This is a genomic window from Citrobacter sp. wls708 (genome assembly GCF_005281255.1).
GTDB classification, from domain to species: domain Bacteria; phylum Pseudomonadota; class Gammaproteobacteria; order Enterobacterales; family Enterobacteriaceae; genus Citrobacter; species Citrobacter werkmanii.
The window spans coordinates 440,286-465,102 of record NZ_SZXE01000015.1; the positions used below are offsets into that span (position 1 = coordinate 440,286).

Genomic DNA, 24,817 nt, shown 5'->3' on the forward strand with positions numbered 1-24,817 from the left:
GTTCTCCTTATCAGGCCGGAATTTTGTCTTGTTGGTTCTCGGGCGCGGCGGCGATAAACGCCGGAAGCTGGGTACAGGCATCATAGACCGCCTTACAGCGTGGATATGCGCTCAAATCGCAGCCCATACGTAGCGCGTTCGCCCATTGCGGGATCAGGCAGCAATCCGCCAGCGTCGGCGCATCACCCACGCAGAACGCCCCCGAATGACTCTGGCGCAGCATCTGTTCCACTGCGCTTAACCCTTGCTGGATCCAGTGCGCATACCAGCGTTTTTTATCCTCTTCACTGATCTTTAATTCGTCGCTCAGGTAGCGCAGTACCCGCAGATTATTCACGGGGTGGATATCACAAGCGATGGCATAAACAATTTCCAGCACCCGACTGCGCATCGGGAAGTCAGCAGGCAGCAGCGGCGACTGCGGAAAGTGGCCATCCAGCCAGTCGATTATCGCCAGCGATTGTCCAAGCGATTCTCCGTCGTCGGTCACCAGCGTCGGCACCAGCCCCACCGGATTCATCCGCCGGTAGGCCAGCTCGTTCTGCTGACCGATGCGAATGTTGACGCCCACCGTCTGGTAATCGAGCCCTTTCAGCGCCAGCGCAATACGCACGCGATATGACGCGGAGCTATTAAAGAAACTGTACAGCTTCATCATCCACCTCAGACAATCTTCACGGCGATGGGGGTTAAACCGTCTACGTTGCCGGTGATCACATCCCCTTTCACTACCGCCCCCACGCCTTCCGGCGTACCGGTGTAGATCAGATCGCCCGGCTGCAGTTCGAAAAATCCGGACAGATAGCTGATGGTTTCATTCACAGACCAGATAAGGTGACGAATATCGCTCCGCTGATGATCGTCGCCGTTAACCTGCAGCCAGATAGGCGCATTGTTAACATCAGCGATTTCACTGGCTTTATGCAGCGGCGCGATGGGCGCAGAGAGATCAAACGCTTTGCCGATTTCCCACGGACGCCCCATCTGGCGCATCTCCATCTGCCTGTCACGACGGGTCATATCCAGACCGGTGGCATAGCCCCAGATATATTCGTGCGCTTTTTCCAGCGGTATATCGCTGCCCTTTTTACCAATCGCCACCACCAGTTCTATCTCGTAGTGATAGTTATCGGTCTGCGACGGGTACGGCAGTTCAAGGGTTTGACCAGCCGCCACCGGAACCACCGCGTCGGCCGGTTTACAGAAGAAGAACGGCGGTTCGCGATCCGGGTCAAAGCCCATTTCACGCGCGTGTGCAGCATAGTTGCGCCCCACGCAGTAAACGCGGCGCACGGGAAATTGTTCATCACTACCAACCACCGGAACGGTAACAGGCGCTTGTGGTTCGAATACGTATTGCGTCATTTTCTCTCTCCCAAATTAATAGCGTGCTTCACGGAACAACCCCAGCGCTTCCTGAACCGGTCTGTCCGAAAAACTGAATAAGACGGCATCTTCGCTGGCCTGGAACGACACACCGTGCCAGGTCGGCACCACGAAGATATCTTTTGGCGAAAAGTTGAAGGTTTCGTTGCCGATGGTGACCCGCCCGCTTCCTTCCACCACATGGTAGATAGTGCTGTCAGTGGTACGCGCCATCCGTGAAGAAAAGCCCTTCGGCAACAATTGCAGGAAGGTCCCCATTGACGGCATGGGATAACCGCCAGTTACCGGGTTCACGTAGCGCATCTTGTAACCATCCCACTCGTCGGCTTCGCCCATGCGGGTCAGGTCATGCAGTGCTTCACGGCTACGATCGTAGCGATAGTTGAAAATGGGCGATGAGTTACCCTTCTGATGACGCAGCGGCAACATGTTGGCCGCATAGCGCGGTAAATAATCCCCTTCCTTGCGCGTGACCGGCTGCTGATCTTCCGGGTAGTCTTCCGCAAAGCCGCAGCCCAGCAGATTCACCAGCGGCAGATCCAGACCGTCCAGCCACACTACCGGTTCGCTGCCTGGGTTGCCGTGATCGTGCCAGCGCCATTGCGGCGTCAGAATAAAATCGCCTTCATGCATCTGGGTGCGCTCGCCATCGACGGCGGTAAATGCCCCTTTCCCTTCGACAATAAAGCGCAGCGCAGACTGATTATGGCGGTGGCTCGGCGCAACCTCGCCCGGCATAATCAACTGTAATCCCGCGTACAGCGTCGGGGTGATTGAAGACTGTCCGCGCAGCATTGGGTTTTCCAGCACCAGCACGCGACGAATTGCCTCTTTCGCGCCAATCAGATCGCCGCTTTCCAGCAGTAGCGGACGGATCTCCTGATAGTTCCAGTACGCAGGCGCGCAATTCGCGTTCGGCGTTGACGGCACCAGACGGTGCAACGACTCCCACAGCGGGGTCAGATTCTGCCCGGAAATATGCTGGTAAAACTGCTGACGGCTGTTCTTAACATCCTGATTCAGTTCAGACATAGGGATTCTCCTTATTCATTCACGATGCCTGCGCGTGGCAAGGCGTCAGGGACAGAGGCCGACTGGCGAACAACAACCGTCAGCAGCGTAAGCATCACCGCGCTGATGGCCGCCGGAACGGCAATAATGAAAAACAGGTTATCGAATGAGAAATTCATCGCCATCATCACGCCGCCGGAAAGCGAACCGACAATCGCGCCGCAGCGGCCAATGGCATTAGACCAGCTGACGCCCGTCGCCCGGCTTTGCGTCGGATAAAGGGTGGCGGTTAACGCATTGAGACCCACCTGAGAACCGCTAATCCCGATGCCGGTGCCAAAAATCGCCAACGCCATCAGCCACAGGCCGTTTTCGCTCAGGCCAATCATGACGATACATGCCGCCCCCAGCGCATAGCTCACCGCCAGCACGCGGAAAGGATTGTATTTATCCATCAGTACGCCCAGCGCCAGCGCGCCTAACGTACCGCCAATCTGGAAGGCCGCAGTCACCCAGGAGGCATGTTGCAGGTCGATTCCTCGATGGTTAAGCAGCGTTGGCATCCAACTGGAGAGCAGATAAATAATCAGCAGGCTCATAAAGAACACCACCCATAACATCAGGGTAATGGGCAACTGTCGCCCGACGAACAGCTGGCGGATACTGCCTTTGGCAATCGCTGCGCCTTCGTTGAGATAAAAATGGGTATCGTCATAACGTTCCCGGGTAATAGCGCTGACAGTTCTGGCAATCACGTTTTGCGGTAGCTGGCGACGAACCTGCCAGCGCGGGGATTCCGGTAGCGCAAACAGCAGGGCGACAAACAGCATGAGCGGCAAAACGCCCCCCAGCACCAGAATGCCGTGCCAACCAATAACCGGCACCAGTTGAGCACTGACGATGCCGCCCATAGCCGATCCGAGAGTAAAGCCGCAGAACATCATGGTGACCAATGCGCCACGCCGACGGGCAGGCAGGTATTCCGACGTCATGGTGATGGTATTAGGCATCGCGCCGCCCAGACCTAACCCGGTAAGGAAACGCAAAATGACCAGCGTTTGCAGATCGGGCGAAAAAGCAGAGATCAGACTCAGCGCGCCAAACAGCGCCACGCAAAGCTCAATCACCCGTTTACGGCCAAAACGATCGGACAGAGGGCCGCAGAGCAACGCGCCAGCAGTTAGCCCCAGCAGTCCTGCGCCAAAAAGCGGCGCCAGATCCCCGGCGGTCAATTGCCAGTGAGTGCGTATATCGGGTGCGATAAAACCAATCGCCGCGGTATCAAAACCGTCGAGCATGACGACCAAAAAACAGCAAATAATCACGCGCCACTGCGTCTTACCGACGGGAGCGGAATCTATTAGTGCTTGTAGATCACGTTGTTGAGTCATAGTGAATGCCTCAGTGCAGGTAGAGTAGATGTCTGTTTTGTTTTAGGTATGTTGCGACTTTGTATGTTTGGAGATGAAATGTACAATGGCTTTTCATGCAGAGGCATAACCTGGAGGTTATAGCAAATGGCTAACTGGGCACAGAAACTGAAGTTGCACCACCTGCAAACGCTGGTCGCGCTAGGGGAACAGGGAAATTTGACTCACGTCGCCCGAATGATGAATATCACCCAGCCTGCCTTGTCCAAATGGTTATCACAGCTCGAAGATGAGATTGGCATCACGCTCTTTGAACGACATAGCAAAGGCTTACGCCCCTCCGAAGGCGGCAAGCTGTTGCTGCAACATGCTCAACGCCTGATCAATGATATGGAGCGTTCGCAGTATGAAATTGCCCGTTTCAAACAAGGCGGTCTGGTAGGAAGTCTGAAGATTGGCTGCTCGCCGGTGGCGACCGACTGCGTTTCACAGGCAATACTGGGCTTGCTTACGGAGCTACCCACTCTGCATCTCAATATTGAAGAGAAAGTGATGACCCCGTTACTGCACGATCTGCTGGCGGGTTCAGTGGATGTCGTCGTCGGTCGCGTTGGCGGCCGGGCGCTTCAGCTGCCGCTTAATTACCAGGTGCTCTATACCGAGCCGGTCTGTTTTGTCGCCCGCCCCGATCATCCGCTGGCAAAATATCCCCTGCTCACCTGGAACGATCTGGCTAACTGGCGCTGGATTGTCTGGCCGACAGGCACCCCCATTCGGATTAGCATTGACAACGCGCTGGTCGATAATGGCGTAATGCTGCCGGAAAACACCATTGAATCAGCGTCGATAAACGTCAGCACCAACCTGCTGCAAAGTAGCGACATGGTTTCTATTCTTTCTCTGCGTCTGGCACAGCGTTACGCCGCCCAGGGACAACTGGCTATCCTGAATCTGCCGAAGATTGAACAAAAAGGCAGCGTAGGCGTATTCTGGCGCAACAATGAAACGCCTACCACAGCCCTGAGTCGTTTTTTGTATTACCTGGCGCAGGTTTAGCGCGGTCATATGCGCAATGTTCCAGACGTCTATTTCCTCTATGCTTAGAATTCATGATGTGATCGGTAGCACGTTTTGAAGTTTAATTGTATGATGAATCAGTCTCGTCAAGGGTTTCAATTATGAGCAAATCACTGAACATTATCTGGCAATATTTGCGCGCATTCGTCCTGATCTATGCCTGCCTCTATGCAGGTATTTTTATCGCTTCGCTGCTGCCGATCACGATTCCGGGCAGCATCATTGGCATGCTGATTCTGTTTGTCTTACTGGCATTGCAGGTATTACCGGCAAAATGGGTTAATCCCGGCTGTTATGTCCTGATTCGCTATATGGCCCTGTTATTTGTCCCGATTGGCGTGGGGATCATGCAGTACTTTGATTTGCTCCGCGCACAATTTGGCCCTGTGGTGGTGTCATGCACCATCAGTACGCTGGTTGTTTTCCTCGTGGTGAGCTGGAGCTCGCATCTTGTACACGGTGAACGCAAAATTGTTGGCCAAAAAGGTTCGAAAGAATGATGACATATATCTGGTGGTCGTTGCCCCTGACTCTCGCGGTGTTCTTTGGCGCACGTAAGCTGGCAGCACGCTTTAAAATGCCGCTGCTGAATCCGCTGCTGGTCGCGATGGTGGTGATTATTCCCATTCTGATGCTGACCGGAATTCCCTACGATCACTATTTCAAAGGCAGCGAGGTGCTGAACGATTTACTGCAACCTGCCGTGGTCGCGCTGGCCTATCCGTTATACGAACAGCTGCACCAAATTCGCGCGCGCTGGAAATCGATAATCGCTATCTGTTTTGCGGGGAGCGTCGTGGCGATGGTTACCGGCACAACAATCGCCCTGTTGATGGGCGCCTCACCGGAAATTGCCGCGTCAATCATGCCGAAATCGGTCACCACGCCTATCGCTATGGCGGTGGGAGGAAGTATTGGTGGTATTCCGGCCATCAGTGCGGTGTGCGTCATTTTTGTCGGCATTCTCGGGGCGGTATTTGGTCATACTTTACTGAATGCTATGCGCATTCGCACGAAGGCCGCGCGAGGACTGGCAATGGGTACCGCTTCGCACGCCCTGGGAACCGCGCGTTGCGCAGAACTGGATTATCAGGAAGGCGCGTTTAGCTCTCTGGCGCTGGTCATTTGCGGCATTATCACCTCGTTGGTCGCCCCGTTTCTGTTCCCGGTTATTCTGGCAGTGGTCGGCTAACCTTCACTTTTTGGTTATTTATTTGCGATGCGTTGCACATTTTTCATTTAAGTTTCATAAGTTGCACACACAATGAGATTTGGATCACATATAAAGCCGTAACAGGCCCGTAAACTACGATTCCATTACATTGTTATGAGGCATCGCCATGCATCCACGTTTTCAAACTGCTTTTGCCCAACTCGCGGATAACTTGCAATCAGCCCTGGCCCCTGTTCTGGCGGATACGCATTTCCCCGCCATGCTGACTGCTGAGCAGGTCTCTTTGCTGAAACGCGAATCGGGACTGGACGAAGACGCGCTGGCATTCGCTCTGCTGCCGCTGGCTGCGGCCTGCGCACGTACCCCGCTTTCCAACTTCAACGTGGGCGCGATCTCTCGCGGCATTAGCGGCACCTGGTACTTCGGTGGCAACATGGAGTTCCTGGGCGCAACAATGCAGCAAACCGTTCATGCCGAGCAAAGCGCCATCAGCCACGCCTGGCTGCGCGGTGAAAAAGGCCTCGCCGCCATCACCGTTAACTACACCCCTTGCGGCCACTGCCGCCAGTTTATGAACGAACTGAACAGCGGGTTGGATTTACGCATTCATCTGCCTGGGCGCGAACCACACGCACTGCGCGACTATCTCCCGGACGCGTTCGGGCCAAAAGATCTCGACATCAAAACGCTACTGATGGACGACCAGGATCACGGCTTCGCGCTGCAGGGCGACGCCCTGACCCAGGCGGCAATTACCGCCGCCAACAGATGCCATATGCCATACAGCAAATCGCCAAGCGGCGTGGCGCTCGAGTGTAAAGACGGGCGAATTTTCAGTGGCAGCTATGCTGAAAACGCCGCCTTTAACCCCACTCTCCCACCGCTGCAAGGCGCGTTAAACCTGTTGAGTCTGAACGGTTACGACTATCCGGACATTCAACGCGCGGTGCTGGCAGAAAAAGCCGATGCGCCGTTAATCCAGTGGGATGCGACCTCCGCCACCCTGCACGCGCTGGGCTGCAACAATATTGAGCGCGTGCTGCTCAGTTAACTCATAAAGCCCGGTGGCGCTGCGCTAACCGGGTAACAGTGACTAAAATCCCCTCAATCAGACTGCTGTTTCTTGCGCTACGTCTTCCGGTACAGTAGCCTGATTGAAATTCCACCCAAATAACGAGTTTTCTGCATGTTAAAGCGCGTGTTTTACAGCCTGTTAGTCCTGTCAGGCTTGCTGCTGTTGACTGTGCTTGGACTCGACAGATGGATGAGCTGGAAGACTGCCCCCTATATCTACGACGAATTACAGGATTTACCCTACCGCCAGGTCGGTGTGGTCCTGGGTACAGCAAAATACTATCGAACCGGCGTTATCAACCAGTATTACCGCTACCGTATTCAGGGCGCATTGAACGCCTATAACAGCGGGAAGGTAAACTATCTGTTGCTGAGCGGCGACAACGCGCAGCAAAGCTATAATGAACCCATGACGATGCGTAAGGATCTGATTGCCGCAGGCGTCGATCCGGCTGACATTGTGCTTGATTACGCCGGGTTCCGTACGCTCGACTCCATCGTGCGTACCCGTAAGGTATTCGATACCAACGATTTCATCATTATTACTCAGCGATTCCACTGTGAACGCGCCTTGTTTATTGCGCTGCATATGGGCATTCAGGCCCAGTGCTATGCGGTGCCTTCACCAAAAGATATGCTTACCGTGCGGGTACGCGAATTCGGCGCGCGTTTTGGCGCACTCGCCGATCTCTATATTTTTAAACGTGAACCCCGTTTTTTAGGCCCACTGGTACCCATCCCTACCATGCATCAGGTACCCGACGATGCGCAGGGGTATCCGGCGGTTACGCCTGAACAATTACTCGAATTACAAAAGAAACAAGGAAAATAAGCATGGATGTACAAACCCTCTTCGTCGTGTTGGCCTTTCTGCTCATTCCTGTTTTTTGTTTCCGCGAGGCCTGGAAAGGCTGGCGCACCGGGGCCGTAGATAAAATTAAGAAGAATACGCGCGAACCGGTATACGCTTATCGCCATCAAGAGCCCCTGCAATTTTGGTCCTATGTGTTGGTTTATGCCGGATGCGGATGTTTATCCTTCGGTATGGTTATTTACTTAATTTTCTATCGATAAAGATATTATTTTTATATTAGCGTTTGAGAATAGCTAATATTATGATAACGGTTACCATTTCAAAGTAAGGGATTAATGCTGCCCGCCAGCATTTCCCGCCAACACTCTTCTATTTGTGAATCCTTTCACAGAATACTCTTCCTGCAGTGCTTAGCCTTAAGAATAGCCTTTCGATTTTTATATTTTGTTATTAACGGTTTGCCTTAATTTACTCACGCATTAAGGAAGAAAATATGCCACAACAAAATTATCTGGATGAGCTCACGCCTGCTTTTACGCCATTATTAGCCATAAAAGAGGCTTCCCGCTGTTTATTATGTCACGATGCCCCCTGTAGCCAGGATTGTCCGGCGCAAACTGACCCGGGAAAATTTATTCGCTCCATTTATTTTCGTAATTTTAAGGGTGCAGCCGAAACTATTCGTGAAAATAATGCACTTGGGGCAGTATGCGCCCGGGTATGCCCAACCGAAAAGTTATGCCAACGCGGGTGTACACGCTCAGGCATTGATAAGCCGATTGATATTGCACGTCTGCAACGCTTTATTACCGACTTTGAGCAGCAGACCGCAATGAAAATTTATCAACCCGCCACAAAAACACGTGGCAAGGTAGCCATCATTGGCGCAGGCCCGGCAGGATTACAAGCCAGCGTAACGCTGAGCAATCTGGGCTATGACGTCACTATCTATGAAAAGCAGACCCAACCTGGCGGCTGGTTACGCTATGGCATTCCAGAGTTTCGTCTGCCGCATGCTGTTTTAGATAACGAAATTGCTCGTATCGTTGAAATGGGCGTAACAATCAAATGCAATTGTGAAGTCGGCACTGCCCTTTCCATTGAGCAACTCAAAACAGAATACCGCGCCGTACTGGTTACCGTAGGGATGTCTTACGGTTCAACGTTACCGCTGTTTGAGAAGGCCAATCACGTTGAAATTGCCGTCGATTTTCTGCAACGAGCCCGGCAAACCAGCGGCGATATTACCGTCGCGCAAAGCGCATTGATCATCGGCGGCGGCGATGTCGCGATGGATGTCGCCAGCACGTTGAAACTGCTGGGCTGTCCGTCAGTTACCTGTGTCGCCCGTGAAGAACTGGCCGATTTCCCAGCCAGCGATAAAGAGTTCAGCAGCACACAAGCGTTAGGGGTATCGATTATTGACGGTTTCACGCCTGTGGCGGTTAGCGGAAACCGGGTTACTTTTAAACACGTTCGCCTGCCGGGAGAACTGACGCTTGAAGCCGAACATATTATTCTCGCCGTTGGTCAACATGCTCAACTTGAACATTTCGCCGCGTTAAAACCACAGCGCAATCTTATCGACACGCATCATTATCAAACCGCCGATCCCGCTTTGTTTGCCGCGGGCGATATTGTAAAAGGCGATAAAACGGTGGTTTACGCCGTGAAAACCGGAAAAGAAGCCGCTCAGGCCATTCATCACTACTTAGAGGGAGCTTGCTCATGTTAACGAAAGATCTTTCTATTACTTTTTGCGGCGTCAAATTCCCCAACCCGTTCTGCCTCTCTTCTTCTCCGGTGGGCAACTGCTATGACATGTGCGCCAAAGCCTATGACACCGGCTGGGGCGGTATTGTTTTTAAAACCATTGGTTTCTTTATTGCGAATGAAGTCTCTCCACGCTTTGACCATCTGACCAAAGAAGATACCGGCTTTGTTGGCTTCAAAAATATGGAGCAAATTGCCGAGCACCCGCTGGAGGAAAATCTGGCCGCTATTCGCCGGCTGAAACAGGACTACCCGGATAAAGTTCTGATTGCATCGATCATGGGAGAAAATGAACAGCAGTGGCAGGAGCTGGCACGGCTGGTCGAAGAGGCGGGTGCAGACATGATCGAATGCAACTTCTCTTGCCCGCAAATGACCTCACATGCCATGGGTAGCGATGTTGGGCAAAGCCCTGAGCTGGTCGAAAAATATTGTCGGGCAGTTAAACGCGGTTCTTCCCTGCCGATGCTGGCTAAAATGACACCGAATATCGGTGATATGTGTGAGGTTGCGCTGGCGGCAAAACGCGGTGGCGCCGACGGTATTGCAACCATCAATACGGTTAAATCCATTACCAATATCGATCTGAACCGGAAAATTGGGATGCCGGTCGTCAACGGTAAATCCAGTATTTCCGGCTACTCCGGCAAGGCCGTTAAACCTATCGCCCTGCGATTTATTCAGCAACTGCGCATGCACCCTGAACTGCGCGATTTCCCGATTAGCGGCATCGGGGGTATAGAAAACTGGGAAGATGCCGCCGAGTTTTTACTGTTAGGCGCGGCCACGCTGCAGGTGACCACCGGGATAATGCAGTATGGTTATCGGATTGTGGAGGACATGACCAGCGGGCTGTCACATTACCTCGCCGATCAAGGATTTGACTCACTGGAGGAGATGGTGGGCCTTGCCAATGCCAATATCATCCCCGCTGAAGATCTTGACCGTAGCTACATCGTCTACCCAAACATCCATCTCGATAAATGCGTGGGCTGTGGTCGCTGCTACATTTCCTGTTATGACGGCGGGCATCAGGCGATGGAATGGAATGAGGAAACCCGAACCCCACACTGCGACACGGAAAAATGTGTGGGATGCTTGCTGTGCGGCCACGTTTGCCCGGTCGCCTGTATCGACCTGGGTGAAGTAAAATTTAAACCCGGAGAGAAAGAGCACGCGTTAACATTATAACGCGGACAAAAAAGGCCGGTGCAGATTGCGCTGCACCGGCCTTTTGGCGTTTTATCGTTACTTCTTACGCGCGTACTTCAGGGAGTCCAGCGCCACCGCGAAGATGATGATGCCGCCCTTAATAATGTACTGCCAGTATGGGTTAACGCCGATGTAAGTCAGCCCGTAGTTGATGACGGTAAAGATAATCACACCGGTCACCACGCCGAAGACGGTCCCTACCCCACCGCTAAACGAGACGCCGCCAACCACGCACGCCGCAATCGCATCCAGCTCATACATAAAACCGAGGTTGTTGGTCGCCGAGCCGATACGTCCTGCTTCCAGCAAACCACCGAAGGCATAGAACACACCAGACAACGCATAGATAATCAGCAGGTTCAGCGCGACGTTCACGCCAGACACTTTCGCCGCTTCTGGGTTACCGCCGATAGCAAAAATGTTTTTACCGAAGCGGGTCTTGTTCCACAGCACCCACACAAAGGCCACGGCAATCAGCGCATAGAAGGTGATATAAGAGAGTCGGAAGCTGCCCAGCGCGATAAAGCCCTGCGCAAAGGTAGAGAATCCGCTGTCAAAGCCAGAAATTGGCGATGCGCCGACAAAATCATAGTACAGGGAGTTGATCCCGTAGACGATGATCATCGTACCCAACGTGGTAATAAACGGCGTCACGTTCAGATACGCGATGATGATACCGTTCACCAGACCGATAATCGCGCCGATGACGCAAACAATCAGTACCACCACGATAATCGGCATCGTCGCCATTTCCGGGAATACCTTGTTGGCGTTCTCCATCGATTGCAATAAGGTTGCCGCCACCACTGCCGCCAGACCAACCTGACGCCCTGCCGACAGGTCTGTCCCTTGCGTCACAATCAGTCCGGCAACACCCAATGCGATAATAATACGCACTGAGGATTGCGTCAGAATATTACTCAGGTTGAGTAAACTTAAGAAAGTGGGATCCTGGAAAATAATAATTGCCAGCAAAACCAAAAGAACAACGTATATTCCGCCTTCTTTCAGATAAGTAAGAAAACTTTTCTTATTTAACGCACTCATGAGGAGCCCCTAATCTTAAAGGTGCAAAGACGCAAGACGGAGGATTTCGTTTTGCGTTGTCGTTTTAGTGTCAACAATTCCGGCAACGAGACCATTGCTCATCACCAGAATACGATCGGTAATACCCAGCAGCTCCGGCATTTCAGAGGAAATAATAATAATCCCCTTATCTTTTTTCGCGAGTTCGGCTATCAACTGATAAATTTCAAATTTTGCGCCGACATCGATACCACGTGTAGGTTCATCCAGCATCAGGATTTCTGGCTGCGTTAATAGCCAGCGGCCAATAACCACCTTTTGCTGATTCCCCCCGGAAAGTGAACCAATTTGTGTACGATGGCCCGGCGTTTTCACCCTCATAGAGTCAATCACCCACTGGGTATCGCTCTTCATGCGGGAATTATCCAGCAGACCGACTTTATTTTTATAGTTTTGGATATTGGAGATTAACGAGTTAAAACCAATGTCCAGATACGCATAAATACCGGTCGAGCGGCGCTCTTCCGTGACCAGTGCAAAGCCATGGTTGATGGCTTCATTGGCGCTGTGGTTATTAATTTTTTTGCCGTGTAACGTAATCGTACCCGATGATTTCTCACGAATACCAAAAAGCGTTTCAACGATATCAGTGCGTTTTGCGCCTACCAGACCGGCAATCCCGAGGATTTCCCCTTTGTGCAAATCAAACGAGACATCACGAATCGATGGCTGACGCAGCGAGGTCAGGTTACGCACTTGCAGAATCACTTCACCAGGTTTGTTTTCTTTATCAGGAAAACGTTGGTTCAGCGAACGTCCAACCATCATGGCGATGATCTTGTCCATATCCAGCCCTTCCAGCGGCTGGGTTGCGATCCACTGCCCGTCGCGCAGCACGGTAATTTCATCACACAGCTGGAAAATTTCTTCCATTTTGTGAGAAATATAAACAATACCGCATCCACGCTCTTTCAGCTTACGAATGATGGTGAACAGATGATTAACTTCTTTCTCGGTTAACGATGACGTCGGCTCATCCATGATGACGATTTTGGCATCGTAGGAGAAGGCTTTCGCAATTTCGATCATCTGCATTTGTGAAACGGATAATGTACCGACGCGCGCCCGCGGATCGATATCAATATCCAGCTCATCAAATATCGCTTTGGTATCACGGTACATTTTTTCCTGATCGACAAACATACCTTTGGTGGGATAGCGCCCCAACCACATGTTGTCCATCACGGAACGTTGTAATACCAGGTTTAATTCCTGGTGGACCATCGAAATACCATTTTCAAGCGCTTCTTTCGCCGAATGAAAATCGATTTCTTTACCCTGAAATAAAATACTACCGGAATCTTTTTGATAGATGCCGAAAAGACATTTCAATAATGTGGATTTCCCCGCGCCGTTCTCGCCCATTAAGGCGTGAATTGAATGCGGGCGGACCTTTAAATTAACGTTATCAAGAGCCTTAACGCCGGGGAAAGACTTGTTAATGCCGGTCATTTCCAACAAGTATTCGCCTGACGACTGAGTATGTGTGCTGACCATAAATATACCTTGTTGGCCTTGCAAAGCGCGTTATTAAGGGCGCAATGACATTGCGCCCATAGACGGAGATTTATTTATTAGTGAACTCAGCCAGATTATCTTTATCGACACCGACGTACGGAACGCGAACAATTTTGTTGTCAATTTTCCAGTTAGTGCCGTCTGCTGCGCCTTTGCCATCAGCCAGGTTTTTCGCCAAATCGAAGGTCGCTTTCGCCTGGTTGTTGGCATCGTTCAGCACGGTACCGGCCATGGCGCCGGATTTCACCAGGGCCAGCGCTTCAGGCAGCGCATCCACGCCAAACACCGGTACGCTGGTTTTGTTGTGCGCTTTCAGTGCTTCAACTGCGCCCATCGCCATCGCATCGTTGTTGGCGATAACCACTTCAATTTTGTTAGCGTTCGGACCGGACATCCACGCATCCATCTTATCTTTCGCCTGAGCGGTATCCCACATCGCGGTATCTAACTGCAGTTGCTCAGTTTTAATGCCCTTGTCGTTCAGCTCTTTGATCACGTAAGTGGTACGTGCTTCAGCATCCGGGTGTCCCGGTTCGCCTTTCAGCAGAACAAACTGGATTTTACCGTCTTTATTCAGATCCCAGTTCGGGTTAGCAGCCCAGTGTTTAGCAATCAAGTCACCCTGAATAATGCCAGACTCTTTAGAGTCAGTACCGACGTAATACGCTTTGTCATAGCTGTCCAGCGCTTTACGAGAAGGTTCTTTGTTGAAGAACACGATCGGCACGTTCTGACCGCGTGCTTTTTCAATTACCGTGCCTGCAGCTGCCGGGTCAACCAGGTTAATCGCCAGTGCTTTAACGCCTTTTGCCAGCAATACGTCGATCTGGTCGTTTTGTTTGGACTGGTCGTTCTGCGAGTCATTCATCAGCAACTGTACGTCAGGCGCCGCTTTGGCATCCTTTTCAATAGCCTTACGTACCACAGACATAAAGTTATCGTCGTACTTATAAATCGTCACACCAATGCGGGTATCAGCAGCGTGCGCAGCCGCGCCGAATAACATGCTTGCCATTACAGCAGACAGGGTCAACACCTTCTTATTCATGGTATCTCCGGTTTTATTATGCAGGGTAGTACTTGAGATAAATGCTCGGCAGGCAGAACGTTACTGAAGTGTTACTGAACGCCGAAGCTCACTTTTAAAAATAATTCTTCCGTGCCTGGCAACGCTCCAAAAACTGGCTTTAATTTTTGTTTAAGGCACCAATACCTCGATGAAAGTGATTATTCACCGTTACATAGTAGTTACAGCGCAACAAACAGTGTCATCATAGCTATCGCATTGTTAATATACTGTGAATTTACTCACATATTGAAAGCGGTTACATAGTTCGACTTTATGAGTTAGTGATCGGTGCCGCATTCTGCCGCAATGCCACAGAATGACGACGCACCAGTGTCGGCATAAAGCAATGCGACGCCGCAGGATCTAACGTGCCCGCCGCGCCTTGCAGCGCAAGCTCCGTCGCCATTTTTGCCATTGAGGCGATGGGATAGCGTACGGTTGTCAGTTGCGGATCGGTGTAACGCGCAATGGGAATATCATCAAAGCCAATGATAGAAAGATGTAATGGGATGGCGATGCCGTTGTCTTTTAACGCGGTCAGTGCGCCCGCTGCCATGTTGTCGTTGTAGGCGAAGACCGCCGTCAGTTGCAAATTGCGCCCCAGCAGCTCCACCATGGCAGACTCTCCTCCCTGCATATCGGGCGAACCGGTACCGATCCAGCTTTCCGCCGCATCAATTCCTTGTTCTTTCAGGGCCGATAACCACCCTTCTTTGCGCATCGCATCATCTTCAATACGGTGGCTTGATGCCAGGTAACCAATGCGTTGATGACCATTATTCAGCAGCATGCGGGTCGCCATTTTGGCGCCGCTGATATTATCCAGGCAGACGCAACGGTGGGCGTAACCCGGAACAAGGCGATTGATCAGCACCATGCCAGGAATCTGATCCATAAACTCTGCCAGTTCCCGATCGCTGAGCGCTTTAGAGTGAACAATCAGAGCGTTACAGCGTTGGCGAATCAAAACCTCGATAGCATGGCGTTCTTTTTCAGCCTCATGATAGCTATTACCAATCAGGACATATTTCTGATGCTGCTGGGCAACCATATCGACAGCTTTAACCAGCGCGCCAAAAAACGCATCTGACACATCCATCACCACCACACCAATGGTGTCACTTACCTGTGTCGCCAACGCCTGCGCATTGGCGTTAGGTCGATAGCCTAACTGAGTGACTGCTTTCATCACCGCTTCACGCGTGTCGGGACTCACCAGCGCACTGTTGTTCAGTACGCGGGAAACGGTCGCTACAGATACGCCAGACTGTCGTGCCACATCACGGATGGTTACCATATTCACTGCCCTGTTTTAGATTGCGGTTAGCCACAGACACCCCAGGCTGGGTATTTTGTCAGCACAATGAAACGGACTGCGTGAGTGATGTCACAGGAATGAAAGCGCTTACATCCATTTTGTTAATGAATGTGATCCAGATCGTTATCTGGATGTACGTGGTAATGATGTCCCTGAAGCACGCAGGGTTAATTGACGCCACAGCCACTCTACCGGGCCCTGCCGGTAAAAACGCAGCCAAATGACGGAGAACAGAAGATTAACGGCCCAGACAGGAATGACGAAACAGAGCAGCTCCAGCCGATCGAATTTCATAAACAAGCCGAATTGATAAAACAGCGTGGTGCAAATTAAGGTTTGAAACAGATAGTTAGTTAACGCCATACGTCCCACGCAGACGATGGCAATCACCCACTTTAAGCGGCTCAGCTGCGGCCAGAAGCCAAACATCAGGGCGGCGTAGCCGATAGTCTGCAACGGCGCGCCCAGCTCGCGCGGAGCTTGTAACAGGAAAGCACACCAGCGGTAGGCCCACTCCAAATGCCACTGAATGATAATAGCAGGCAGGTTAATCGCCATGCCAATAATGACCAACAGTACGCCGGTACGTCGATAATGCTGCAGACTGTACTGCCCTTTCAGCCAGCCGCTGCGCATTAATGCTGCGCCAAGCAGCATCATCCCAGCCAGTTGCCAGCCGTACTGCGCGCCCAGTGCCAGCAAGCTATTGGACATCATATCCACGCGATTGCTGACCGCTTCCAGACCGCCATTCACTTTCCAGTATTTTTCATACAGCAAAGCTGAGGCATCCGGCGTCCAGGCCCGACTGGTTTCCCCGCCGGAGATAACGCCCAGCAGCAACAGTACGCCAATCCCCACCAGATAAAGCAGGACGCCGGTGTTAAACAGGCTTTTTACCGAAGGGGCATCGCGAATCAACCGCCAGCAAATCAGACCAATTAAGCCATAAGCCAACAGGATATCGCCGTCCCAGAAGAGTAAACCGTGAATAAAACCCAACAGCACCAGTAGCGTAAGCCGCGACTGGATCCAGCGTTTGCCGCGCGGGAGCAGCATTTGCAGCCCTGCCCCAAACAGCAATGCAAACAGCGTGAGAAACTTGACCTGTGCGAAGAGATCAAGCACCGCCCAGCTCCAGGCGTCGGATAAGGTGATATTGCCATACCAGGCGGGATTGAGATATGCCGCCTTTGGCAGGCCAAAGGCGTTAATATTGAGAAGCAGGATGCCAAGAATGGCGACGCCACGAATAAAATCCAGCGTGACATTACGCTCCATAGCCCCTGCCCTAATCAGTTATGATGACGTACTGCGCGCAGGAATTCCTGACGCGTGTTCTGGCTGGACTTAAACAATCCGCCCAGAGAAGTGGTGGTGGTCGCGCTGGTCGCATCGCGAATACCGCGCGCTTTCACGCAGTAATGCACCGCATCAATCGACACCGCAACATTATTCGTCCCAAGCAGCGTTTGCAGCGCGGTGAGAATTTGCTGGGTCAGACGTTCCTGCACCTGCGGACGCTGCGCAAAGAACTGCACAATGCGGTTGATCTTCGACAGGCCAATGACTGAATCTTTCGGGATATACGCCACCGTCGCTTTACCATCGATAGTGACAAAGTGATGCTCGCAGGTGCTGGTCAGCGTGATATCGCGGACCGTAACCATCTCGTCCACCTTCATTTTGTTTTCAATGACGGTGATTTTCGGGAAGTTGGCGTAATCGAGACCGGAGAAAATCTCATCGACATACATTTTCGCAATGCGATGCGGAGTTTCCATCAAACTGTCATCGCTCAAATCGAGATTGAGCAATTGCATAATCTCGGTCATATGGCCTGAGATAAGACGTTTGCGCGTTTCGTTATCCATCTCCTGCACGGGCGGGCGTAGTGGTGTTTCGAGACCACGCGCGACCAGCGCTTCATGAACCAAAGCCGCTTCTTTACTGAGTGATGACATTTCTTTTTCTCCTGCAGGTGTGGCGCCTCTGCCCTGCATGGGGCAAAGTTTTTAGGCTGTGTCACAGCCAGAACATTGTGCGTGAGGCGGCGCACATAATCCAGTATTCACCGCGATAATTATTGAAATTGGCACAGCCTTTCAGCGTATCAAATTCACGTAGCGTTCAGCCCGGCGATGTTGAGTGTTAATGTAAAGTTATATAGATGATGAAGTATGTTTGCCCAATGCGGAAGTGAAAGTTACTCACAGTGCAATGAATAATCTGTATTATGATGAATTCGCAAACATATTCAGGTTCAACACAACAAGGAGCCACGCATGGAAATGCTTGAAGAGCACCGCTGTTTTGAAGGCTGGCAGCAACGCTGGCGTCACGACTCCGCCACGTTAAATTGCGCTATGACTTTCAGCATCTTTCTTCCCCCGCCTCGTGAGAATACCCCGCCTCCGGTGCTGTACTGGTTGTCGGGCCTGACCTGCAATGACGAAAACTTCACCACCAAAGCGGGCGCGCAACGTGTGGCGGCTGAGCTGGGTATTGTGCTGGTGATGCCGGATACCAGTCCACGCGGCGATCAAGTAGCCAACGATGATGGCTACGATTTAGGCCAGGGGGCTGGGTTTTACCTCAATGCCACCCAGCAACCGTGGGCAAGCCATTTTCGCATGTATGACTATCTGCGTGATGAGCTTCCGGCACTGATCCAGTCGCAGTTTAACGTCAGCGATCGTTGCGCCATCAGCGGACATTCCATGGGTGGTCACGGGGCGTTGATTATGGCGCTGAAAAATCCGGGGAAATACACCAGCATCTCCGCTTTTGCCCCCATCGTTAACCCTTGCCGCGTTCCGTGGGGCGAGAAGGCTTTTAGCGCTTATCTGGGTGAAGATAAATCGCTGTGGGCCGAATGGGATAGCTGCGCGTTAATGTTGGCCAGCAGGCCCGAAGATGCGATTCCGACGCTTATCGATCAAGGGGACAACGATCAGTTTCTTGCCGATCAGTTGCAGCCCGCGGTACTGGCCGAAACAGCACGTCAGACCGCATGGCCGATGACGTTACGCATCCAGCCGGGTTACGATCACAGCTATTACTTTATTGCGTCGTTTATTGAGGATCACCTGCGCTTCCATGCGCAATATTTACTGAAGTAACGCCTGAGTGAGGGCGAAAGCCCTCTTCATTTCGCCATCATCCCTTCACTTTTTCTCCATTTTTCTTTTTCACTTATCTTATTGATTTAATAATAATTTCCCCTCAAACTACATCAAACACAAATGATTTCTATTATCATTTGTGTTTACAAAAATTCATACTTTTGTACAATCCATTCGCTTCTTTACTGAAAAGAGTCCTTAAAAGACAAATACATACAATTGTCATGGCCTTTCACATGACGCGCAGTTTGATTCATTTAAATGGAATGATACAAATGACTATACCTCACGTTAAGGCTGTAGCTGCCGCAGTATGCGTCGCCAGTCTCCCATCACTCGGCCATGCCGCTGAACAGGACACCGTCGTCGTCACCGCTACCGGCTTCGAGCAGAAAATTCAGGACGCCCCCGCGTCGATATCTGTTATTACCAAGCAGCAAATTGAAGACAAAGCCTATCGCGATGTCACCGATGCGCTAAAAGATGTCCCTGGCGTCGTCGTCACCGGTGGCGGCAGCAGCAGCGATATCAGTATTCGCGGTATGGCTTCGCAATACACGTTGTTCCTGGTCAACGGCAAACGCATCAGCACACGCAGCACACGACCTAACAGCGATAACTCAGGGATTGAACAAGGCTGGTTACCGCCGCTGGAATCCATCGAGCGCATCGAAGTTATCCGTGGACCAATGTCATCGCTTTACGGCTCTGATGCGATGGGTGGCGTTATCAACGTCATCACCAAAAAAGTGTCGAATACCAAAGCCTGGACCGGCTCCTTACATGGCGATGCCACTTTCCAGGAAGACAGGGATTCCGGTGATATTTACCAGACGAATGCCTATGCGTCCGGGCCGCTGATTGACGGGTTACTCGGTGCGAAGGTGACCGGATTATTCTCTCATCGTGCCGAAGATGAAATCCTCAATGGCTACAATGAACAGCGTATGCGTAACGGGGGTTTAACCCTCAACTTCACGCCGGATGATAAAAACGACATCGACTTCGATTACGCACGTGAACTGCAGGATCGTGACAGTACGCCGGGCAAATCCAGGGCTGAAGAAATCTGCCGCAACGGAAGCTGTAAGCCCAACAGTAAAAGCGAAAGCAAGTATGTGCACACCACACATTCACTCACCCATAGCGGCTATTACGACGACTTCAACTCCACCAGCTATATCCAGCAGGAAGAGACCGACAACCCTGGTCGCCAGATGAAGTCCTACAACACCATCTTTAACAATCAGAACCAGATTTTCCTCGGGGCGCACACCCTGACAGTGGGTGGACAGTACCGTTATGAGAAACTGCGCGATAACGGCAATCAGTTGCAAGCTGCCGATGGGCTGAACAAACTGACCCGCTGGAGCTGGGCGCTGTTTGCTGAAGATGAATGGGCTATTACCGATACCTTCGCGCTGACCGGCGGTCTGCGTATGGATAAAGATGAAAACTACGGCGACAACTGGACACCACGCGGTTACGGCGTATGGCATCTGAGCGATCAATGGACCTTGAAAGGTGGCGTATCTGCAGGCTATCGCGCACCGGATCTGCGTCAGTCTTCTGCCAGTTGGGGACAGGTCACCGGCGGCGGCCGTCTGAACGGGATCATTGTCGGCAACCCGGATCTGAAGCCAGAGAAAAGCCTGAGCGAAGAGATCGGGTTATTGTGGGATAACGGCAACGACCTCAACGCGGGCGTGACGCTGTTCAATACCGACTTCAAAAACAAAATTACCGAAGTGCGTCGCTGTAACAGCAGTTCCGACCCGGCCTGCACCATCGGTGGCACCCATTATGATTTCGTCAGCGATCGTGTGAACGTCGATAAAGCCAATATGCGCGGCGTAGAATCCACCTTCGGCTGGAAAATCACCTCCGACGTCAACTGGACGGCGAACTACACCTATACGGAATCTGAGCAGAAAAGCGGTCAGTTCTCCGGTCAGCCATTAAACAAAATGCCAAAGCATATGTTTAACACCACCCTGGACTGGCAGGCAACGCAGGATCTCGGTTTCTGGAGCCGTCTGAATCTACGCGGTAAAACGTCTGAGTACCTGAGCCGTACCTCCATGGCACAGGGTACGCCATCGTATACGCAGGTCGATGTTGGTTTACGCTACTATGCTACCAAGGATCTGCTGATGACCGCCGGCGTGTATAACGTGCTGGATAAGCAAATCGATTATGACACCTACGACACCGTTCTCGATGGCCGTCGTTACACGGTTGGCCTGACTTACAGCTTCTAAGTTTGGCGCAATAAAAAAACCCCGGCAAGGTGAATGCCTAATGCCTGTTAGTTAAGCATGTATGGAGAACATTTTATTCCGCTACGGGGTTCCGTTCACCTCAGCGGTATCACTTCTCTGAATCACAGATACCCGTGAACGTGCAAGGGAGGCTCACCGCCGCCTCCCTTGCATCCCAGGCTCCCGGCGGGAAAATCGTCGCTGCGCGATTCATTCGTCTTATGCCGTCTGCCTGTCGGGTCGGGGCCGAGCCTGCGTCCCTGCAGGCCATCCCCTCTGCCCGCATCCCTGCGGGCAGACCCGGTCAGCCGTCAACGACTCATCGATTTTCAGCCGGACCGGAGTCATCGCTTCAACGCTCTGACTTCCAGTTAAATCTGTTTTGCTGTTCAGACCAAAAAACGCAGATGGTGAAGTGTGGGCTGGTCCGGCTGAAAATTGCCGACGTGTTTCCGTAAGGCCGGGAGAGCCAGCATGGATGCTGGCTCAGGGCGCGCTTTGCAAGGACGCTACCTCGCGCCCGGCCCGGTAGCCTGAAGGAATAAGCGGAGGGTATTGCGCAGCAACAATTTTCCTGCCGGGAGCCGGGATTGTTAAGGGTGCGGCGATAGCACCCTTAACACGTTCACTGGCGTTCAGTGTACAGAGAAGCGATGAACATGAGGTGAACGGAACCCTTTCTCAGAGAGAGCATGTTCATTATCCCGCCAACACATGTTGATGCTTTCTGAAACTGAGATGTTAACTGAACATGGTGAGTGGCGGGGGGGTTATTGTCTGCCGGATGGCAGCATGGAGGGCTTACCCGACCTACACTATCTTACGTAGGTCGGATTAGCACGGTGCCATCAGGTACAAGATTACTTCTTCACGCGTCCAGGGAATTTCATTTCACTGTAGCGAACGAAATGAGTCCCTTTCGTCAGCTTGTAACCAAACCAGATAATCAGGAACAGTGGAATACCGATATAGGTTGCCATCACGCCGCCCCAGTCAATACTATCCTTCAGGAACGCTTCGTAGTTCTGACCCAGAGTGATGATCAGGCACAGCACAAAGGCAAAGATCGGCCCCAGCGGGAAGAAGCCAGAACGATACGGCAGATCCTGCACATCATGCCCCTGCAGCACATAACCACGACGGAAACGATAATGGCTGATAGCAATCCCTAACCAGGCGATAAAGCCCGTCATCCCGGAAGTATTCAGCAGCCACAGGTATACGGTCTGGTTGCCAAACATTGAGGTCAGGAAGCACAGCCCCGCCACCACCGTAGTTGCATACAGTGCGTTACGCGGCACACCGCCACGAGACAGTTTGGCGAAGATACGCGGCGCTTTACCGTCGCAGGCCAGGGTGTAAAGCATACGCGTTGAGGCATACATCCCGGAGTTACCCGCAGACAGTACCGCCGTCAGGATAACCGCGTTCATTACCGCTGCCGCAGACAGCAGACCCGCATGCTGGAATACCAGCGTGAACGGGCTAACGCTGATGTCTTTCACATCGTTACGCAGCAGGCTTGGATCGGTGTACGGAATGATCAGGCTAATAATCAAAATCGCGAACACATAGAACAGCAGGATTCGCCAGAACACCTGACGCACCGCGCGTGGAATATTCTTCTCAGGATCTTCCGATTCACCTGCCGCGATACCAATAAGCTCAGTTCCCTGGAATGAGAAGCCGACAATCATCGCCACGCCAATCATAGCGGCAAAACCACCGGCAAACGGCGCATCACCGGTCGTCCAGTTGCTCCAGCCCACCGGCTGAGCGCCTTTGAAGATACCGAAGATCATCATTACGCCAACCACGATAAAGATAATCACGGTGGTCACTTTGATCAGTGAGAACCAGTACTCCGCTTCGCCAAACCCGCGCACGGAAATGTAGTTCAGCAGGAAGATAACGCCGAGGAACAGCGCACTCCAGATCCAGCCTGGCGTGTCCGGGAACCACCAGCTCATTACCAACTGTGCGGCCACCAGGTCAACGGCAATTGTCACCGCCCAGTTGTACCAGTAGTTCCAGCCCAGCGCGAAGCCGAAGCCTTCTTCTACATAGTTCTGACCGTAGGTGGAGAACGAACCGGAAACCGGCATGAAGGCTGCCAGTTCACCGAGACTGGTCATCAGGAAGTACACCATCAGACCAATCAGAATATACGAGAACAACGCGCCGCCAGGACCCGCCGCAGAAATAGTTGCACCAGATGCAACAAAAAGACCTGTACCGATGGAGCCTCCGATGGCAATCATCGTCAGGTGACGCGCCTTCAGTTCACGACGTAGCGTGGGCGCTTCTGTGGTTTTAGTTTCGGAAACCATGTGAAAATGCTATCCATCCAAAAAATGAGGCGCGATTGTAGCAGACGAATGGGCTTTCTTCCGGCACAAATGCGCTGTTATAAGAGACCTTCATGACTGGCCGCGGATTATAAGTAAAGCAGAAAATGGGCGGAGCATGGCGGTTAAGACGAAACCGCCGTTATACATAGAGGTGATATTACGCCAGTGAGTGCCTTATTCGCCCTGCGCAACCTGATCGCTGTAATGTAAAAAGCGCGTAATGGCATTAGAGAGATGCTTTTGTCGATGATGAACGCGCCAGAGCGTGCGAACTAAACGCGGCAGCGGCACAGGGACTTCACTCAGCGTACCCGCCTGTAACTGTTCTGCAATGACCCGACGCGACAAACAGCTGATACCGAGCCCATGGCGGACCGCATGCTTAATGGCCTCGGAGTTACCCAACTCCATCGCCATCTGGAATCTCGGCAGATGCGATAACAACAGATAATCTACCAGTTCACGCGTACCGGAGCCTCGCTCACGTAAAATCCACGGCGAAGCAGCCAGTTGATCCAGCGTCACGGGACCTTTTGTCAGCGGCGAAGATGGGGCGGCAAACACCACCAGTTCGTCCTCCAGCCATGGTTCAGAGATAATTTCTGTGCTGTGACACGGTCCTTCGATCAGCCCAATATCTACCCGAAAATCCAGAACAGCGTTGATCACATCCTGGCTGTTACCCACGCTTAGCTCCAGCGGTAAATCGGGAAAATCCTGGCGATAGCGGGCGATCATGGCGGGCAAAATGTAATTGCCAATGGTGCTGCTGGCATAGACGCGAATCGCGCCATTATCCTCACGAAAAAGCTGTTCGATTTCTATCGTTTGCTCAAGTAACGCCAGCGCGCGCGGGTAGAGCAAGCGCCCGTGCTCATTGACCACCAGCCGCTTGCCAACGCGGTCGAAGAGCTGTACGCCAAGCTGCCCTTCCAGATCGGTAAGCGCCGCACTCACCGCCGACTGCGACAATGCCAGCATGACAGATGCCTGAGTCGTCGAGCCGCTTTTCAGTACCTCAGCAAACACTTCAAGTTGTCGCAGGGTGATATGCATAGTCGTTTTCCACCGGATATCCGTTACTTATACCCTAAATAATTCAAGTTGCAGGAAGGCGGCAAGAGAGAGCATCCCCGGGAGCGTACTTAAGTACGTGACTGGGGTGAACGAGCGCAGCCAACGCACATGCAACTTGAAG

Annotated in this window: 22 protein-coding genes; 10 read left to right on the plus strand and 12 right to left on the minus strand. The window is 52.1% G+C overall.

Features of this window, described 5'->3' with window-relative positions:
- Positions 1-10 precede the first annotated feature (10 nt).
- Genes maiA through FDW97_RS07375 form a run of 4 tightly spaced genes read right to left on the minus strand, consistent with a single transcriptional unit; the run spans position 11 to position 3,788 of the window.
- A complete protein-coding gene (maiA, locus tag FDW97_RS07360; RefSeq protein WP_085047879.1) occupies positions 11-655 on the minus strand; it encodes a maleylacetoacetate isomerase in 645 nt (214 codons plus the stop codon).
- Between the two features lie 8 nt (positions 656-663).
- Positions 664-1,365 (minus strand): fumarylacetoacetate hydrolase family protein, encoded by a 702-nt coding sequence (locus FDW97_RS07365; RefSeq protein WP_038641969.1) that lies wholly within the window; start codon positions 1,363-1,365, stop codon positions 664-666.
- A gap of 15 nt (positions 1,366-1,380) precedes the next feature.
- Positions 1,381-2,418 carry a gentisate 1,2-dioxygenase gene (gene gtdA / locus FDW97_RS07370; protein WP_038641971.1) on the minus strand — a complete coding sequence of 346 codons (1,038 nt, stop codon included), beginning with the start codon at positions 2,416-2,418 and terminating at the stop codon, positions 1,381-1,383.
- 11 nt (positions 2,419-2,429) lie between these two features.
- Entirely contained in the window at positions 2,430-3,788 is a 1,359-nt protein-coding gene (locus FDW97_RS07375; protein ID WP_137350837.1) for an aromatic acid/H+ symport family MFS transporter, read from the minus strand.
- A gap of 126 nt (positions 3,789-3,914) precedes the next feature.
- Here FDW97_RS07375 and FDW97_RS07380 point away from each other — a divergent pair, with 126 nt between their 5' ends.
- From FDW97_RS07380 to preA, 8 genes are all read left to right on the plus strand, one after another.
- A complete protein-coding gene (locus FDW97_RS07380) occupies positions 3,915-4,823 on the plus strand; it encodes a LysR substrate-binding domain-containing protein (RefSeq protein ID WP_085047876.1) in 909 nt (302 codons plus the stop codon).
- A gap of 122 nt (positions 4,824-4,945) precedes the next feature.
- Positions 4,946-5,344: a CidA/LrgA family protein gene (locus FDW97_RS07385; RefSeq protein WP_038641975.1), complete on the plus strand. Its 399-nt coding sequence runs from the start codon at positions 4,946-4,948 to the stop codon at positions 5,342-5,344.
- Positions 5,341-6,036: a CidB/LrgB family autolysis modulator gene (locus tag FDW97_RS07390; protein ID WP_038641977.1), complete on the plus strand. Its 696-nt coding sequence runs from the start codon at positions 5,341-5,343 to the stop codon at positions 6,034-6,036. Before FDW97_RS07385 ends, FDW97_RS07390 begins: the two co-directional genes overlap by 4 nt.
- A 148-nt stretch (positions 6,037-6,184) precedes the next feature.
- On the plus strand, positions 6,185-7,069 hold the full coding sequence (gene cdd / locus FDW97_RS07395) for a cytidine deaminase (protein WP_038641979.1): 885 nt from the start codon (positions 6,185-6,187) through the stop codon (positions 7,067-7,069).
- 135 nt (positions 7,070-7,204) lie between these two features.
- Positions 7,205-7,924 carry an outer membrane permeability protein SanA gene (sanA, locus tag FDW97_RS07400; RefSeq protein WP_038641981.1) on the plus strand — a complete coding sequence of 240 codons (720 nt, stop codon included), beginning with the start codon at positions 7,205-7,207 and terminating at the stop codon, positions 7,922-7,924.
- Positions 7,925-7,926: 2 nt separating this feature from the next.
- Positions 7,927-8,166 carry a DUF2542 family protein gene (locus FDW97_RS07405; RefSeq protein ID WP_038641982.1) on the plus strand — a complete coding sequence of 80 codons (240 nt, stop codon included), beginning with the start codon at positions 7,927-7,929 and terminating at the stop codon, positions 8,164-8,166.
- Positions 8,167-8,399: 233 nt separating this feature from the next.
- Positions 8,400-9,641 carry an NAD(P)-dependent oxidoreductase gene (locus FDW97_RS07410; protein WP_137350838.1) on the plus strand — a complete coding sequence of 414 codons (1,242 nt, stop codon included), beginning with the start codon at positions 8,400-8,402 and terminating at the stop codon, positions 9,639-9,641.
- Positions 9,635-10,870: an NAD-dependent dihydropyrimidine dehydrogenase subunit PreA gene (gene preA / locus FDW97_RS07415; RefSeq protein WP_085047874.1), complete on the plus strand. Its 1,236-nt coding sequence runs from the start codon at positions 9,635-9,637 to the stop codon at positions 10,868-10,870. Before FDW97_RS07410 ends, preA begins: the two co-directional genes overlap by 7 nt.
- Before the next feature lie 57 nt (positions 10,871-10,927).
- Here preA and mglC read toward each other — a convergent pair whose 3' ends face one another.
- The 6 genes from mglC to folE form a co-directional block, all read right to left on the minus strand.
- On the minus strand, positions 10,928-11,938 hold the full coding sequence (mglC, locus tag FDW97_RS07420; protein ID WP_003027393.1) for a galactose/methyl galactoside ABC transporter permease MglC: 1,011 nt from the start codon (positions 11,936-11,938) through the stop codon (positions 10,928-10,930).
- Positions 11,939-11,953: 15 nt separating this feature from the next.
- Positions 11,954-13,474, minus strand: a complete 1,521-nt coding sequence (gene mglA, locus FDW97_RS07425; RefSeq protein ID WP_005129207.1) for a galactose/methyl galactoside ABC transporter ATP-binding protein MglA — start codon at positions 13,472-13,474, stop codon at positions 11,954-11,956.
- 70 nt (positions 13,475-13,544) lie between these two features.
- Positions 13,545-14,543 (minus strand): galactose/glucose ABC transporter substrate-binding protein MglB, encoded by a 999-nt coding sequence (gene mglB / locus FDW97_RS07430; RefSeq protein WP_006683804.1) that lies wholly within the window; start codon positions 14,541-14,543, stop codon positions 13,545-13,547.
- Positions 14,544-14,835: 292 nt separating this feature from the next.
- Positions 14,836-15,861, minus strand: a complete 1,026-nt coding sequence (galS, locus tag FDW97_RS07435; RefSeq protein ID WP_038641992.1) for an HTH-type transcriptional regulator GalS — start codon at positions 15,859-15,861, stop codon at positions 14,836-14,838.
- 144 nt (positions 15,862-16,005) lie between these two features.
- Positions 16,006-17,163 carry a DUF418 domain-containing protein YeiB gene (gene yeiB, locus FDW97_RS07440; protein WP_137350839.1) on the minus strand — a complete coding sequence of 386 codons (1,158 nt, stop codon included), beginning with the start codon at positions 17,161-17,163 and terminating at the stop codon, positions 16,006-16,008.
- A gap of 14 nt (positions 17,164-17,177) precedes the next feature.
- Complete coding sequence (gene folE / locus FDW97_RS07445; protein WP_003027410.1) at positions 17,178-17,846, minus strand: GTP cyclohydrolase I FolE; 669 nt, start codon at positions 17,844-17,846, stop codon at positions 17,178-17,180.
- A gap of 321 nt (positions 17,847-18,167) precedes the next feature.
- Here folE and fghA point away from each other — a divergent pair, with 321 nt between their 5' ends.
- Complete coding sequence (gene fghA / locus FDW97_RS07450; protein ID WP_085047873.1) at positions 18,168-19,004, plus strand: S-formylglutathione hydrolase; 837 nt, start codon at positions 18,168-18,170, stop codon at positions 19,002-19,004.
- A gap of 278 nt (positions 19,005-19,282) precedes the next feature.
- Positions 19,283-21,268, plus strand: a complete 1,986-nt coding sequence (locus FDW97_RS07455) for a ligand-gated channel protein (RefSeq protein ID WP_137350840.1) — start codon at positions 19,283-19,285, stop codon at positions 21,266-21,268.
- Positions 21,269-22,128: 860 nt separating this feature from the next.
- Here the strand turns inward: FDW97_RS07455 and lysP are convergent.
- Positions 22,129-23,598, minus strand: coding sequence for a lysine-specific permease (gene lysP, locus FDW97_RS07470; protein WP_038642000.1), 1,470 nt, complete (start codon positions 23,596-23,598; stop codon positions 22,129-22,131).
- Positions 23,599-23,793: 195 nt separating this feature from the next.
- Entirely contained in the window at positions 23,794-24,675 is an 882-nt protein-coding gene (gene yieE, locus FDW97_RS07475; RefSeq protein ID WP_069323445.1) for a DNA-binding transcriptional regulator YeiE, read from the minus strand.
- Between the last annotated feature and the right edge of the window lie 142 nt (positions 24,676-24,817).

Coding starts and splice junctions, on each gene's coding strand:
- yeiB (WP_137350839.1), bottom strand. CDS start 17,163: ATGGAGCGTAATGTCACGCTGGATTTTATTCGTGGCGTCGCCATTCTT.
- sanA (WP_038641981.1), top strand. CDS start 7,205: ATGTTAAAGCGCGTGTTTTACAGCCTGTTAGTCCTGTCAGGCTTGCTG.
- FDW97_RS07390 (WP_038641977.1), top strand. CDS start 5,341: ATGATGACATATATCTGGTGGTCGTTGCCCCTGACTCTCGCGGTGTTC.
- preA (WP_085047874.1), top strand. CDS start 9,635: ATGTTAACGAAAGATCTTTCTATTACTTTTTGCGGCGTCAAATTCCCC.
- fghA (WP_085047873.1), top strand. CDS start 18,168: ATGGAAATGCTTGAAGAGCACCGCTGTTTTGAAGGCTGGCAGCAACGC.
- cdd (WP_038641979.1), top strand. CDS start 6,185: ATGCATCCACGTTTTCAAACTGCTTTTGCCCAACTCGCGGATAACTTG.
- folE (WP_003027410.1), bottom strand. CDS start 17,846: ATGTCATCACTCAGTAAAGAAGCGGCTTTGGTTCATGAAGCGCTGGTC.
- FDW97_RS07405 (WP_038641982.1), top strand. CDS start 7,927: ATGGATGTACAAACCCTCTTCGTCGTGTTGGCCTTTCTGCTCATTCCT.
- mglA (WP_005129207.1), bottom strand. CDS start 13,474: ATGGTCAGCACACATACTCAGTCGTCAGGCGAATACTTGTTGGAAATG.
- FDW97_RS07380 (WP_085047876.1), top strand. CDS start 3,915: ATGGCTAACTGGGCACAGAAACTGAAGTTGCACCACCTGCAAACGCTG.
- mglB (WP_006683804.1), bottom strand. CDS start 14,543: ATGAATAAGAAGGTGTTGACCCTGTCTGCTGTAATGGCAAGCATGTTA.
- lysP (WP_038642000.1), bottom strand. CDS start 23,598: ATGGTTTCCGAAACTAAAACCACAGAAGCGCCCACGCTACGTCGTGAA.
- FDW97_RS07455 (WP_137350840.1), top strand. CDS start 19,283: ATGACTATACCTCACGTTAAGGCTGTAGCTGCCGCAGTATGCGTCGCC.
- FDW97_RS07375 (WP_137350837.1), bottom strand. CDS start 3,788: ATGACTCAACAACGTGATCTACAAGCACTAATAGATTCCGCTCCCGTC.
- mglC (WP_003027393.1), bottom strand. CDS start 11,938: ATGAGTGCGTTAAATAAGAAAAGTTTTCTTACTTATCTGAAAGAAGGC.
- FDW97_RS07385 (WP_038641975.1), top strand. CDS start 4,946: ATGAGCAAATCACTGAACATTATCTGGCAATATTTGCGCGCATTCGTC.
- gtdA (WP_038641971.1), bottom strand. CDS start 2,418: ATGTCTGAACTGAATCAGGATGTTAAGAACAGCCGTCAGCAGTTTTAC.
- galS (WP_038641992.1), bottom strand. CDS start 15,861: ATGGTAACCATCCGTGATGTGGCACGACAGTCTGGCGTATCTGTAGCG.
- FDW97_RS07410 (WP_137350838.1), top strand. CDS start 8,400: ATGCCACAACAAAATTATCTGGATGAGCTCACGCCTGCTTTTACGCCA.
- maiA (WP_085047879.1), bottom strand. CDS start 655: ATGAAGCTGTACAGTTTCTTTAATAGCTCCGCGTCATATCGCGTGCGT.
- yieE (WP_069323445.1), bottom strand. CDS start 24,675: ATGCATATCACCCTGCGACAACTTGAAGTGTTTGCTGAGGTACTGAAA.
- FDW97_RS07365 (WP_038641969.1), bottom strand. CDS start 1,365: ATGACGCAATACGTATTCGAACCACAAGCGCCTGTTACCGTTCCGGTG.